The following is a 12,356-nucleotide window of genomic DNA, read 5'->3' as shown; positions in this document are numbered from 1 at the left end:
TAATCCGGCGCGCTAATACAAGGGTGGGCAAAGCGGAAGCGTGCCCACCATCCCTGTCCACATGCGTGAGATCGTGGGCACGGCGCTGTCGCGCCTCTGCCCACCCTACGATGTCTTCATCGACGCAACAGAAAAGCCCCGGGGACATCTCCGGGGCTTTTGTCGTTTCGCGCCTCGCAGCGCAGTGCGATTACGTCCGCGTCCGCATCCGCATCATGAAGCTGTCGAAGCTGAGCTCGGCGACCTGCATCCAGGCCAGCGAGTCGGCCCGGTAGGCGGTCAGGCTCGCATACATCTTGCCGAAATGCGGATTGCTCTTGGCGAGATCGGCGTAGATCTCGCCCGCCGCGCCATAGCAGGCCTCGAGCACCTCCTGGGGGAATGGCTTGAGGATCGCGCCGGCGGCGAGCAGCCGCTTGAGCGCGGGCGGATTGACCGAGTCGTACTTGCCGGTCACCCAGGTGAAGGTATCGAGCGAGGCCGCCGAAATCGCCGCCTGATAATGTTTCGGCAGCGCATTCCACTTCTCGAGATTCATGATGTTGTGGCCCTGGCCGGTGCCTTCCCACCAGCCCGGATAGTAGTAGTACTTCGCGACCTTCACGAAGCCGAGCTTCTCATCGTCATACGGGCCCACCCACTCGGCCGCGTCGATCGTGCCCTTCTCCAGCGCCGGATAGATGTCGCCGGCCGCGATCTGCTGCGGCACGCCGCCGAGCTTCGAGATGATGGTGCCGGCGAACCCGCCGACGCGGAATTTCAGGCCCTTGAGATCGTCGACGGTCTTGATCTCCTTGCGGAACCAGCCGCCCATCTGGGCACCGGTCGAGCCTGTCGGAACGCCGATCGCATTATGCTCCTTCAGCAGATCGTTGAGCATCTCCTGACCGCCATTCCACAACAGCCAGGAGATGTGCTGGCGGGTGTTGAGACCAAACGGCAGCGACGTGCCGAAGGTGAATGCCGGGTTCTTGCCCCAATAGTAATAGAGCGCAGTGTTGCCGATCTCGACGGTGCCGTTCGAGACGGCGTCGAGCACTTGCAGGCCCGGCACGATTTCGCCGGCGGCAAAGGGCTGGATCTGGAAGCGGTTGTCGGTGATCTCAGCGACGCGTTTGCAGAAATATTCGCAGCCGCCATAGAGCGTATCGAGTGATTTTGGCCAGCTCGCCGCCAGCCGCCATTTCACCTCGGGCATCGATTGTGCAACGGCCGGCGCGGCAACTGCACTCGCGGCCAGGCCCAGCCCGCCTGCCGTCAGAAACTTACGACGTTCCATGCGTCTCCCCTCTTCCTGTGATGTCGTGTCCTCGACGAGGGATCGCGATCTTGCGTCGCTTTATCTTCGCCGCTGGCCGACGTTTCTTGGCGTCCGAGATTTGGATGTCCCGGATCGCGGTCAGGATGACCAAAGGGGGAGCGCAAATCAAGCGCACTTTGGTTGCGCTATCGTCGCTGCCGTTCAATGCTGCGCTGCGAACGCGGCTTCCATGGCCTTTCGAACCTTCACCGTCTCATTGCCCGCGTCGAACTCGACGTCACTCCAGTGCACCACCGCGCCGTGTGCGACGTCGTGTTTCAGCTTCAGGCGATGCGCAAGTCCGATCGGCAAGGCGCCGGCCTTCAGGCTTGCTGCCGCCGGTACCAGCTTGCCCCACACCGTGTAGCCCCCTTCGCCGTCCAGCATCTCGCCCGCGCGCAGATTGCGCTTGGCGACCGCTGCGACGTCGCCCCGGAAGCCGCTGGCCTGACCGGTTGGCTCGCCGCGCAGCGCGGCCGACAGCACCGAGATATTCAGCTCGAGCCCGATCAGATGATAGGGCTTGTACATCGCAGCATAGCGTCCGCTGGCGTCGGTCTTGAGGCCGTATTGCCTGAAGCAGTCGGCGGCGTAGTCGTTCGGCGCCTCCAGCACGACATAGACGCCCCAGCGCAGGTCGCGAAACACCGGCCGTCCGTCGCGCTCGAGCGAGGACACGACCTCCACCAGACCCGCCCGATCCAGCACGCCGCCGCGCGAGCGCGGCCGCATGATGTGCGGGAGGTCGTCGACGCCGCAGGGCGGAAACAGCAGGCCATCCGCGGGCACGTCGAGGGCGCAGGCATTGGCGATCGCAGCCATCTCGATCGCCGATTTGGTGCCGTCGAGGAAGGAGTTGAACATCTGCGGATTCATGCCGGCCGATTGTGCCTCGCCCGCGGTGAGGCCGTAATGGTGCCAGACGCCGTCAGGCGTCACGTCGTGATAGGCCGGCAGGTATTTTGTCCCCTTGCCGGCGGCGACCACGCGGAAACCTGTGGCGCGGGCCCAGTCGACCATCTCCGCGGTCAATGCGGGCTGGTCGCCATAGGCGAGCGAATAGACCACGCCCGCCTTGCGCGCTTCCTCGGCGAGCAGCGGACCTGCCAGCACATCGGCCTCGACATTCACCATCACGATATGCTTGCCCGCCGCGATCGCGGCGCGCGCATGCCTGATCCCGACGGCGGGATTTCCGGTCGCCTCCACCACCACGTCCATCGCGCCGCCGGCAATGGCGCGCGCGCCGTCATCGGTGAAGACCGTTGCGGCGATCCGCTCAGAGCTCCAGCCGACCGTGCGGCAGGCCTCGCGTGCGCGGTCGCGGTCGATGTCGACGATGATGGGCACTTCGAGCCCCGGCGTGTGGGGCACCTGCGCCAGAAACATCGAGCCGAACTTGCCCGCACCGATCAGCGCGACACGAACGGGCCTGCCGGCGGACGCGCGAGCCTGGAGGAGGCGGAAGAGGTTCATGGGAAATGTCCAGGATTGCAGTTGTGATCGGGGGACCACGCGAACTATCAACGTCGTCATTCCGGGGCGCGACGAAGTCGCGAGCCCGGAATCCATACTCCCGATGATGGCTATGGATTCCGGGCTCGACGCTACGCGTCGCCCCGGAATGACAGTCTACTCCGCCGCTTGCCTTGGTGCACGGGCAAGCCGCAGCAGCGCGTCGTCGTCCACCGTCTTGATCGGGGCGAAGTCGCGATGCGCGATGTAGTCCGGCCGCGTGGGATTGCGGATGTAGTTCGAGACGGCGTTCAGCGTCAGGTACACGATCTTGCGCGGGAAGGGCGTGATGTTGCCGGCCGAGCCGTGCACGAGATTGCCGTGGAACATCAGCATGCCCCCCGGCTTGCCGGTCGGCGCCACGATGCCGCCCTCCTTCACCAGCCGCGTCACCGTCGCCTCGTCCAGCGTCCACAGCGGATAGGAGGTGGTGGCGAGATCATGCGAGGCCTGGAGATCGCCGGCATTCTGGCTGCGCGGCACCAGCATCAGGGGACCGTTGATCGGCATCACCTCGTCGAGGAAGATCGCAATGTTCATGGCCCGCGGCTCCGGCATGCCGTCGTCGCGCTTCCAGGTGCCGTAATCCTGGTGCCATTGCCAGACATCGCCGGTGAAGGCCGATTTCGCGTTGATCTTGAACTGGTGCATGTAGACGGGCTCGCCGAACAGCTGCTCGACCGGATCGATCATGCGCGGATGCGCGCCGAGGAGGCCGAACGCCTCATTGTAGAGATGCGCGGCAAAAGCCGTGCGCGGCGCGCCGCTCTTCTCGCGCCAGACTTCGGGACGGTTTGCGTCGTAAATGCCGACCGCCTCGCGCGCCAGCAGATCGACCTCTTCCTGGCTGAACAGCTCGGGCAGGAACAGCCAGCCCTCGCGGTGGAAGAACTCCAATTGCTCCTGAGACAGTTTCATGGGCCGTTTCCTCCTGTTTTGTTTGTTTTTGTCATTCCGGGGCGGGACGAAGTCGCGAGCCCGGAATCCATTTCTCCGCAGTTTCTGAGGCCCGATGGATTCCGGGTCGCGCTGTCGCCCGCCCGGAATGACGGCGTTTGTCGCTACGCCGCCGCTTCCTCCGTCGCCCTCAATCTCTCCTCAGTCATCCGTCCCGCCGTCTGCGCGTGCGCCAGCGCGGCGGCTTCGGCCGCCTTAACGTCGCCCGCGAGAATGTGTCCGGCGATATCGGCATGTTCGGCCCAGGCGCTGCCGCGGTAGTCGAGCTCCGACAGCACCGTCGCCATCGAGCGGCGCATGTGTGGCCATTGCGGCGCAATGGTCTCCTCGATCACGGGATTCCCGGCGAGCTGATAGATCGCGCGGTGAAAATCCACGTCGAGCACGATCAGTTCAGTGAGTGTCGTGTTGCGGTCGATGCCGCGCCCCGCGGCGAACGCAGCCTCCAGCCGTGCGCGTCCTGCCGCGTCGCTGGCGGCGCGCTTCGCCGCAAGCCGCGCGGCCAGCGCGTCGATCGCGCCGCGCACCTCGTAGAGTTGGCGGATGCGCGCGGGATCGAGCTGGGTGACCTCAAAGCCGCGCTTGCCGCTCTCGGCGACCAGACCCTGGCGGTGCAGCAGGTGCAGCGCATGCGAGACAGGCTGGCGCGACACGCCGAGCCTGTCGGCGAGCTCGTTCTGCCGGATGCGCTGGCCGGGCTGAAGCGTGCGGTCGGAGATCGCCTCCAGGATCCGGGCATAGACCTGGTCGATCAGGTTCGGGAGCGGGTCGAGAGGGATCACGCCGGCGGCTCCTACGAGGGAATACGGAATTCCGTATTCGACGGTATCGCGGGAGGGGAAGGGCGTCAAGACGGGCTCCGCGCCCACGCCATGGCGCCCCGTGCTGCTCCACTAAGTCATTGATATTACTGTGCCCGTCTACTGTGCATGGGGTTGTTTTCGCAAAAAGGCGCCCGCCTCAGCCCTCCAGCACCTCCACCTCCAGCGCGGCAATCCCTTCCGCATCGGCCAGCGCCTCGATCCCGGCGATACGTTCGCCGTTGAACGTCACACGCAGCGCGATGCGCAGCTGTCCGCCGAGAATGACGGCAACGCCGATCTCGCCGTCGACCAGCGCCGTCCGCGCGGCCTGGGCGCGGCCCTTGTAGAGCTGCGCGACCGCGTCCGCGCCGCGGATCTCCGGCAGCGAGCCGAGCCGCACCGCGGCCATATCGGCGCGGAATACGACGTCGGGATCGAGCACGGCGAGCAGCCCCTCGAAATTGCCCTCGCGCGATGCCTTGAGGAAAGCATCGACGATTCCGCGCTGGCGCGACAGGTCGGTCTCGGGCACCGGTGCCCCCTGCACGCGCCGCCGCGCCCGGCTTGCAAGCTGTCGCGACGCGTCGACCGAGCGGCCGACGATCGGCGCGATCTCCTCGAAGGGCACTGCGAACATGTCGTGCAGCACGAAGGCGAGCCGCTCCGCCGGCTGCAAAGTCTCGAGCACGACGAGCAGCGCCGCGCCGACGGAATCGGCCATCTCCGCTTCGCGCTCCCGCGTTTCGTCGACCGGCTCCGGCACATGCGGGCCCATCGGCTCTTCCTTGCGCGACTTCCGCGCGCGCAGCATGTCGAGGCAGATGCGCGCGACCACGGTCGTCAGCCAGCCGCGCAAATTCGCGACATCGGACATGTCGTAGCGGCTGACCCGGAGCCAGGCCTCCTGCACGGCATCGTCGACCTCTGCGCCGGAGCCCAGCATCCGGTAGGCGACCGCGCGCAGATGGTCCCTGCTGGCCTCGAACTGGTGGCTGAGTAAATTGTCTTCGAAGTTTTTTTCGGTCATCGGTCACATTCCCTCGTCGCGATCCGTCATGCCCATGACGAAGCCAATCCGGCCGATGTGACCGGAACCTTCGCAATTCGAGCGATGGAGACGAAAAAGATGCACGCCCGCATGAATCACCCTGTCATGGTCCTCCCCGAGGCCATGAATGTCCTGCAGTCCCTCGGTAATCTGACCAAGCAGGGTCTGCCGGAAAAGCTCCTGGAACTGGTGCACCTGCGCGCCAGCCAGATCAACGGTTGCAGCGTCTGTGTCGACATGCATCCCAAGATCGCCCGCAAGCTGGGCGAGACCGACGAGCGCCTGTTCGCCGTGTCCGCCTGGCGCGATGCGCCCTATTTCACCGACGCCGAGCGCGCCGCGCTGGCGCTGACCGAGGCCGTCACGCGTCTCGCCGATCGCGAGGATCCGGTGCCCGACGCAATCTGGAACGAGGCCGACAAGCATTTCGACGAGCGCGAGCTCGCAACGCTGGTCCTCTCGATTGCCACTATCAACGTCTGGAACCGGCTGAACGCGACGATCAAGATGCCGGTCGGCGTTTGGAAGGTGTGAGGTCTCTCTTGCCTCTCCCCGCTTGCGGGGAGAGCTCCTATTCCGCCAGGAACCTGCTCACCACTTCGCCGAACTCCAGCGGGGCCTGCTCGAACATCCAGTGGCCGGCGTTCGGAATCACCGCCGTCCGGGCACCTGCGATATGCTCGGCAAGCACGCGCCACATCACCGAGAGGCTTCCCGTTGTCGCCCCGCCACCGATCAGCAGCGTCGGCGTCCGGATCGCCTGCGCATCGCTGATCGTGTAGGGCCTGCGCTGCTCGTTGATCTGGCCGAGGAACGTCAGCGCGTTGTCGCGCAGCTGCTGCTTTGCCGCTGCCGGCACGCGCCGCCACGAGCCGTCACCCTCGATGCCCTCGTAGAAATTCTGCAGCGCGGCCTCGATATCGCCGGCGCGGATCATCTCGACCGATCGCGCGGTGCGCGCGGCCAGCGGCGGATGCGCGGGCGTGCCTTCCGGCACCGGCAGCGATGCGTCGAGATCGCCGCCCGGCTCGGCCAGCACCAGCTTTCGCACCAGATCAGGCCGCGCCTGCGCCACGCGAAACGCGATATGTCCGCCGCGCGAATGACCCATCAGGTCGACGGGGCCGGGCCTCACTTGCTCGATGAAGGCGATCATATCGGCGACATGCTGCGCCATCTTGTAATCGTCGCCGACGGCGTCCCAATGCTCGGGGAAGAAATGCCGCAGGCTGACCGAGATCACCCGATGCGTCTTCGACAGCGGGCCGAGCACCGAATACCAGGTGCGGAAGTCGCCGAGCGTGCCGTGCACGCAGACCAGCGGATGGCCATCTCCGACTTCGAGATAAGCCATGTCGTAACCGTTGACGTGGAATGTCTGCATGGTCAGCTCGCCAGAAAATCCAGGACCACTTCGGAGTATTTTTGCGGCGCCTGCTCGAACATCGGATGCGTCGCGTTCGGGATGATCGCCGTCTTGGAATAGGGCACATGCGCGGCGAGCGCATGCAGCACCTTCGGCAGCAGGCCCTTGGTCCGCGCCCCCAGGATGAACAGCGTTGGCATCTTGATCTGCTCCGCATCCGCCTTCGAGAACGGCGGGCGGTTGTCACGGACCTGCCCGATCAGCGTATAGGCATTATCGCGCAAATTCTGCTTCACCATCGCCGGCAGCCGCGGCCAGGTGCCGGCGCCTTCCAGCGTGTCCACGAACACGGCGAGGCCGCCGTCGACATCGCCGGCGGCGATCTTCTCGGCCGAGGCCACGAAGCGCGCCAGGAGCGGCGAGGGCCCGCCGGCATAATCGGGGTCGAGGCTCGCATCGAGTTCGCCGCCGGGCTCGGCCAGGATCAGCCGCCGCAAAAGATCTGGCCGCCGCTGCGCCACGCGGAAACAGATGTGTCCGCCGCGGGAATGGCCCATCAGGTCGACTGGGCCGAGATCGAGCTTCTCGATGAAGGCGATGACGTCGTCGACATGCTGGGCGATCGAGTAGGTGTCGCCGATGCCGTCCCATCGCGCCGGGAAGAAGTGCCGCAGGCTCACAGCGATCACCCGATGCCGCTGGGTCAGTGGGCCGAGCACGCAGCCCCAGGCCCGGAAGTCGTTGAGCGAGCCGTGCACGCAGACCAGCGGCGGCCGGCCGCTGTCCTCGCCCACATCGAGATAGGGCATGTCGTATCCGTTGACGTGGAGGCTCTGCATTCTTAGCTCGCGAAGGGGTTGGAACTCCTGTGCAAGATTCCCGGAAACCGGGTGGATCGCAACTATTTCCAAGCCTAGATTTGGCCCGAGATCACATTGGGGGCATGCGAGGCAACGCAAGCCAGGAACCAAGCCATGACCGACCAGCATTTCGCCCTGTTCGACACCAGGATCGGCCTCTGCGCCATCGCCTGGGGCCCGCGCGGCATCAACGGCACGCAATTGCCGATGGGCGGCGAAGGGAAGGTCCGCACCCGCATCAGCCAGCGGCACGCCGATGCCGTTGAGGCCGAGCCGACCCCTGAGGTGCGGCAGGCGATCGACCGCATGACAAAACTGCTCGCGGGCGAGCCGGATGACCTCACCGATATCGAGCTCGATCTCGACGGGGTGCCCGAGTTCAACCTCGGCGTCTATGCGATCGCCCGTGCCATCCCGCCCGGCAAGACCCTCACCTATGGCGACATCGCCAAGCAGCTCGGCGGCGTCCAGCTGTCGCGCGACGTCGGCCAGGCGCTCGGCCACAATCCGTGCCCGATCGTCGTGCCCTGCCATCGCGTGCTGGCTGCCGGCAACAAGCCCGGCGGCTTCTCGGCCAATGGCGGCGTGGTGACGAAGCTGAAGATGCTCGAGATCGAAGGCGCGCTGGTGAACCACACGCCGAGTTTGTTTGATTGAGACTACGGCAGCGTAGGGTGGGTTAGCCGAAGGCGTAACCCACCACCTTTGTCTCCGCAGAAGCAGAAGAGGTGGGTTATGCTTCGCTAACCCACCCTACGAACCGAGTGCTAAATCTTCGTCGCGGTCTTCGGCCAATATTTATCGCGCAAATGCCGCTTCACCAGCTTGCCCGTCGGCGTGCGCGGCAGCTCCGCTTCGAAATCGATCGAACGCGGGCACTTGATGGCGGAGAGGCGGCCCTTGCAATAGGCGATCAAATCGGCCTCGAGCGCCTTGCCGGCGCGGCTCATGTCGTGCGGCTGCACCACCGCCTTCACCTCTTCACCCATCTCCTCGTTAGGCACGCCGAACACCGCAACGTCGGCGACGTCGGGGTGGGTGATCAGCACGTCCTCGGTCTCCTGCGGGTAGATGTTCACGCCGCCCGAGATGATCATGTAGGACTTGCGGTCGGTCAGATAGAGGAAGCCCTCCTTGTCGAGATAGCCGACATCGCCGAGCGTCGACCATCCTTTCGCGTTGTAGGCCTTCTTCGTCTTCTCGGGGTCGTTGTGATAGGTGAACGCGGGCGCGTCGGCGAAATAGACCGTGCCGATCTCGCCGAGCGGTTGCTCCTCGTCGTTCTCGTCCAGAATCTTGATCTTGCCGACCACGGCGCGGCCGACGCTGCCGCGATGCTCCAGCCATTGTTGCGAATTGCAGACGGTGACGCCGTTGCCTTCCGAGCCCGCGTAATACTCGATCAGGATCGGCCCCCACCATTCGATCATCTTCGCCTTGACGTCGATCGGGCAGGGAGCGGCGGCGTGGATCGCGCCCTTGAGCGTGGAGACGTTGTATCGGTTGCGAACCTCGTCCGGCAGCTTCAGCATGCGCACGAACATGGTCGGCACCAGCTGTGATTGGGTGACCTTGTATTTCTCGACGAGCTTGAGGAATTCCTCGGCGTCGAAATGCTCCATGATGATGGAGGTGCCGCCGAGCACGACCGCCATCATGTTGAAGCGCAAGGGAGCCGCGTGATAGAGCGGCGCAGGCGAGAGATAGGTGCTCTCTGCGTTCATGCCGCACATGTCGGCGCAGAGCACGCGCAGGAAGGCGTTCGGCACGTCGATCCTGTTGCCTTCGAACGCCTTCTTGATGCCTTTGGGCCGGCCGGTGGTGCCGGACGAATACAGCATGTCGTAGCCGGCGACCTCATCCGTAACAGGCGTGGTCGGCTGCGCCGCGGCCTCCTTGTCGTAGGAGCGAAAGCCGGGCTGTGGCTCGTCCATCATGTAGAAGACCGGCTCGCCGGGGGTGCCCTTGATCAGGCCTTTGATCTGGTCGGCGCATTTCGGCGTGGTGATCACGACCTTGGCGCCGCAATCAGCGATGATGTAGTCGATCTCGTCCTGCTTCAGATAGCGGCTGATCGCGGTGTAATAGAGCCCGCTCCGCTGCGCGGCCCAGCACAGCTCCATGAAGGCGAGGCGGTTCTCCATCAGCAGCGCGATGTGGTCGCCGGCCGTGAGGCCGAGCGAGCGGAACAGATGGGCGCCCTGGTTCGAAAGCTCGTCGAGCTCGCGATAGGTGATCGCCTTGCCGGTGCCGGCCATCCGGTAGGCGATCTTGTCGGGCGTGGTGCGGGCGTGGATGGAGGGGTGAGTCATGAGCGCAGGTCCCAAAGGCACACGAGATGTCGTCCCGGCGAAAGCCGGGACCCATAACCACAGGGCGTCGTTTGGCAGAGGATCGTCGTTCGGTACTGCGACCAACCACTATCGATAGATTTCGCGGTATGGGTCCCGGCTTTCGCCGGGACGACACCGTTAGTGTGGCGGCAGTAGCTTACAGGCGCTCCACGATCGTCACGTTGGCCATGCCGCCGCCTTCGCACATGGTCTGCAGGCCGTAGCGCTTGCCGCGCTGGTGCAGGGCGTGGACCAGCGTTGTCATCAGCTTGGTGCCGGAGCCGCCGAGCGGATGGCCGAGCGCGATGGCGCCGCCGTTGACGTTGAGCCTGTCAGGATCGGCGCCGGTCGTCTTGAGCCAGCCCGTGGGCACCGAGGCGAAGGCCTCGTTGACCTCGAACAGGTCGATGTCGCCGATCTTCATGCCGGCCTTTTCCAGCGCCTTCTTGGTGGCGTGCAGGGGGGCATCGAGCATGATGACGGGATCGCCGCCAGTCATGGTCATATGATGGATGCGAGCCAGCGGCTTCACGCCGAGCTGCTTGAGGCCGCGCTCGTTGACGACCATCACGCCGGAGGCGCCGTCGCAGATCTGGCTGGCGCTGGCCGCGGTCAGCTTGCCGTTCTCGGCGATCAGCTTGACGCCCTTGATGCCGTCGAGGGTGGCATCGAAGCGGATGCCCTCGTCGATGTGGTGGGTGTCCTTGCTGCCGTCGGCGCGGGTGATCTCGAGCGGCACGATCTCCTTCTTGAAGTGGCCGGCTTGCGTTGCCGCGATCGCGCGCTGATGGCTGTTATAGGAATATTCGTCCAGATCATCCTTCGACAGGCCGTACTTCTCGGCCATCATCTCCGCGCCGGTGAACTGGCTGAACACGATGTTGGGATAGCGCTGCTCGATGCCCGGGCTCTTGTAATTGCCAAAGCCATTCTTGGCGGGAAGCTGCGAGGACAGGCCCATCGGCACGCGCGTCATCGATTCCACGCCGGCAGCGATCACGACGTCCATGGTGCCGGACATCACCGCTTGCGCGGCGAAGTGCAGTGCCTGCTGCGAGGAGCCGCACTGGCGGTCGATCGAGGTGCCGGGCACGCTCTCCGGCAGCTTCGAGGCCATGATCGCGTTGCGCGCGACATTGTTGGACTGTTCGCCGACCTGCATGACGCAGCCCATGATCACGTCCTCGACTAGCGCAGGATCGACCTTGGTGCGGTCGACCAGCTCGTTCAGCACTTTTGCCGCGAGATCGGCCGGATGCCAGCCAGCGAGACGGCCCCCCTTGCGCCCGCCCGCGGTACGCGCAGCGGCGACGATGTAAGCCTCGGCCATGTCGGTTTCTCCCTGAATTCTTGATTGGGTCGGTTGTCGGGGCGGATTTAAGGGACGCAAGATGATTTAGTCAATCGATCAATTAATTCTTGTGATGAGGCGCTGCTTGGGCTTATCTGCGTGCCTCTCGAGGTGCATTCAGGGATCTCCGTGGCTACCAGCGTACCGAACAGGCTCCCCAGCGGAAAAAATTCCACGGCAGAGAAATTGCTCGTGGCCGCGAGCGAGTTGATGATCGAACGCTCCTCGATCGAGATCTCGCTCAGCGACATCGCCCAGAAGTCGGGCGCCAACGCCGCGCTGGTCAAATATCACTTCGGCAACAAGGACGGCCTGCTGCTGGCACTGCTCGCGCGGGACGCCGCGACCGAGATGTCCAATCTCGAATATCTGCTGGCGCAGCCGATCACGGCGACGGCGAAGCTCAAGCTGCATATCGGCGGCATCATCCGCGCCTATCACCGGTTCCCCTATATGAACCGGCTGATCCACTATCTCCTGCACGAGAGCGTCGCCGGCTCCGCGGACGAAGTTTCAAAATTCTTCGTGGCGCCGCTGCTCGACTTTCACCGCCGCCTGCTCGCCGAGGGCGTCAGCCAGGGCGAATTTCGCGCCACCGATCCCGTGCTGTTCTACACCAGCCTGATCGGCGCCTGCGATCATCTGTTCTTTGGCCGGCACGCGATGTCCCGCGCGACCGGCGTCGGCCCGGTCACCGACGACGTCTGCCGGCAATATATCAAGCACATGGAAACGCTGATCTGCGGCGGCATCCTCACGCAAGCCGGGGAAGCTGCCGCGGCCGGATGATCCGGCCGCAACTCTCAAGTCTAGAGAAGAAACG

At 64.7% G+C, this 12,356-nt stretch carries 12 protein-coding genes; 3 read left to right on the top strand and 9 right to left on the bottom strand.

The genetic code is table 11. The annotated features are described in order from the left end of the window. Positions 1–190 precede the first annotated feature (190 nt). The 5 genes from IC66_RS0134035 to IC66_RS0134015 all read right to left on the bottom strand — a co-directional run bounded on the left by IC66_RS0134035 (position 191) and on the right by IC66_RS0134015 (position 5,602). Complete coding sequence (locus IC66_RS0134035) at positions 191–1,279, bottom strand: TRAP transporter substrate-binding protein (RefSeq protein ID WP_028139955.1); 1,089 nt, start codon at positions 1,277–1,279, stop codon at positions 191–193. 183 nt (positions 1,280–1,462) lie between these two features. After that, entirely contained in the window at positions 1,463–2,776 is a 1,314-nt protein-coding gene (locus IC66_RS0134030; protein ID WP_038950645.1) for an NAD(P)H-dependent oxidoreductase, read from the bottom strand. Positions 2,777–2,932: 156 nt separating this feature from the next. Then, complete coding sequence (locus tag IC66_RS0134025) at positions 2,933–3,733, bottom strand: phytanoyl-CoA dioxygenase family protein (protein ID WP_038950644.1); 801 nt, start codon at positions 3,731–3,733, stop codon at positions 2,933–2,935. Positions 3,734–3,876: 143 nt separating this feature from the next. Beyond that, complete coding sequence (locus IC66_RS0134020; RefSeq protein ID WP_038950643.1) at positions 3,877–4,554, bottom strand: GntR family transcriptional regulator; 678 nt, start codon at positions 4,552–4,554, stop codon at positions 3,877–3,879. A 178-nt stretch (positions 4,555–4,732) separates the two neighbouring features. Beyond that, positions 4,733–5,602: a sigma-70 family RNA polymerase sigma factor gene (locus IC66_RS0134015; protein WP_038950642.1), complete on the bottom strand. Its 870-nt coding sequence runs from the start codon at positions 5,600–5,602 to the stop codon at positions 4,733–4,735. 99 nt (positions 5,603–5,701) lie between these two features. Between IC66_RS0134015 and IC66_RS0134010 the strand changes: the two genes are divergently transcribed. After that, positions 5,702–6,157, top strand: coding sequence for a carboxymuconolactone decarboxylase family protein (locus IC66_RS0134010; protein WP_038950641.1), 456 nt, complete (start codon positions 5,702–5,704; stop codon positions 6,155–6,157). Positions 6,158–6,194: 37 nt separating this feature from the next. Here the strand turns inward: IC66_RS0134010 and IC66_RS0134005 are convergent, their stop codons facing one another. Then, complete coding sequence (locus IC66_RS0134005) at positions 6,195–7,007, bottom strand: alpha/beta fold hydrolase (protein ID WP_038950640.1); 813 nt, start codon at positions 7,005–7,007, stop codon at positions 6,195–6,197. A 2-nt stretch (positions 7,008–7,009) separates the two neighbouring features. After that, the gene (locus IC66_RS0134000) at positions 7,010–7,828 is read right to left on the bottom strand and encodes an alpha/beta fold hydrolase (protein ID WP_038950639.1); all 819 of its coding nucleotides are present in this window, start codon (positions 7,826–7,828) and stop codon (positions 7,010–7,012) included. A gap of 135 nt (positions 7,829–7,963) precedes the next feature. On the opposite strand from IC66_RS0134000, the gene IC66_RS0133995 reads away from it, so the two are divergent. Then, the gene (locus tag IC66_RS0133995) at positions 7,964–8,506 is read left to right on the top strand and encodes a methylated-DNA--[protein]-cysteine S-methyltransferase (protein ID WP_038950638.1); all 543 of its coding nucleotides are present in this window, start codon (positions 7,964–7,966) and stop codon (positions 8,504–8,506) included. 110 nt (positions 8,507–8,616) lie between these two features. On the opposite strand, the gene IC66_RS0133990 is transcribed toward IC66_RS0133995, so the two are convergent. After that, positions 8,617–10,161 carry an acyl-CoA synthetase gene (locus IC66_RS0133990; RefSeq protein WP_038950637.1) on the bottom strand — a complete coding sequence of 515 codons (1,545 nt, stop codon included), beginning with the start codon at positions 10,159–10,161 and terminating at the stop codon, positions 8,617–8,619. A gap of 178 nt (positions 10,162–10,339) precedes the next feature. Then, positions 10,340–11,512: an acetyl-CoA C-acetyltransferase gene (locus IC66_RS0133985; RefSeq protein WP_038950636.1), complete on the bottom strand. Its 1,173-nt coding sequence runs from the start codon at positions 11,510–11,512 to the stop codon at positions 10,340–10,342. Positions 11,513–11,662: 150 nt separating this feature from the next. Here IC66_RS0133985 and IC66_RS0133980 point away from each other — a divergent pair, with 150 nt between their 5' ends. After that, positions 11,663–12,322 (top strand): TetR family transcriptional regulator, encoded by a 660-nt coding sequence (locus tag IC66_RS0133980; protein ID WP_173019825.1) that lies wholly within the window; start codon positions 11,663–11,665, stop codon positions 12,320–12,322. Positions 12,323–12,356 lie beyond the last annotated feature (34 nt).

Origin of the sequence: Bradyrhizobium genomosp. III, assembly GCF_000261705.1 — a bacterium.
GTDB lineage: Bacteria > Pseudomonadota > Alphaproteobacteria > Rhizobiales > Xanthobacteraceae > Bradyrhizobium > Bradyrhizobium ottawaense.
This window is presented reverse-complemented; position numbering and strand designations above follow the sequence as displayed.

What these genes read in the sequence shown, in the direction of transcription:
- IC66_RS0134010 (WP_038950641.1), top strand. Translation starts at nt 5,702, where the DNA reads ATGCACGCCCGCATGAATCACCCTGTCATGGTCCTCCCCGAGGCCATG.
- IC66_RS0134000 (WP_038950639.1), bottom strand. Translation starts at nt 7,828, where the DNA reads ATGCAGAGCCTCCACGTCAACGGATACGACATGCCCTATCTCGATGTG.
- IC66_RS0134005 (WP_038950640.1), bottom strand. Translation starts at nt 7,007, where the DNA reads ATGCAGACATTCCACGTCAACGGTTACGACATGGCTTATCTCGAAGTC.
- IC66_RS0133995 (WP_038950638.1), top strand. Translation starts at nt 7,964, where the DNA reads ATGACCGACCAGCATTTCGCCCTGTTCGACACCAGGATCGGCCTCTGC.
- IC66_RS0134035 (WP_028139955.1), bottom strand. Translation starts at nt 1,279, where the DNA reads ATGGAACGTCGTAAGTTTCTGACGGCAGGCGGGCTGGGCCTGGCCGCG.
- IC66_RS0134025 (WP_038950644.1), bottom strand. Translation starts at nt 3,733, where the DNA reads ATGAAACTGTCTCAGGAGCAATTGGAGTTCTTCCACCGCGAGGGCTGG.
- IC66_RS0134030 (WP_038950645.1), bottom strand. Translation starts at nt 2,776, where the DNA reads ATGAACCTCTTCCGCCTCCTCCAGGCTCGCGCGTCCGCCGGCAGGCCC.
- IC66_RS0134015 (WP_038950642.1), bottom strand. Translation starts at nt 5,602, where the DNA reads ATGACCGAAAAAAACTTCGAAGACAATTTACTCAGCCACCAGTTCGAG.
- IC66_RS0133990 (WP_038950637.1), bottom strand. Translation starts at nt 10,161, where the DNA reads ATGACTCACCCCTCCATCCACGCCCGCACCACGCCCGACAAGATCGCC.
- IC66_RS0133985 (WP_038950636.1), bottom strand. Translation starts at nt 11,512, where the DNA reads ATGGCCGAGGCTTACATCGTCGCCGCTGCGCGTACCGCGGGCGGGCGC.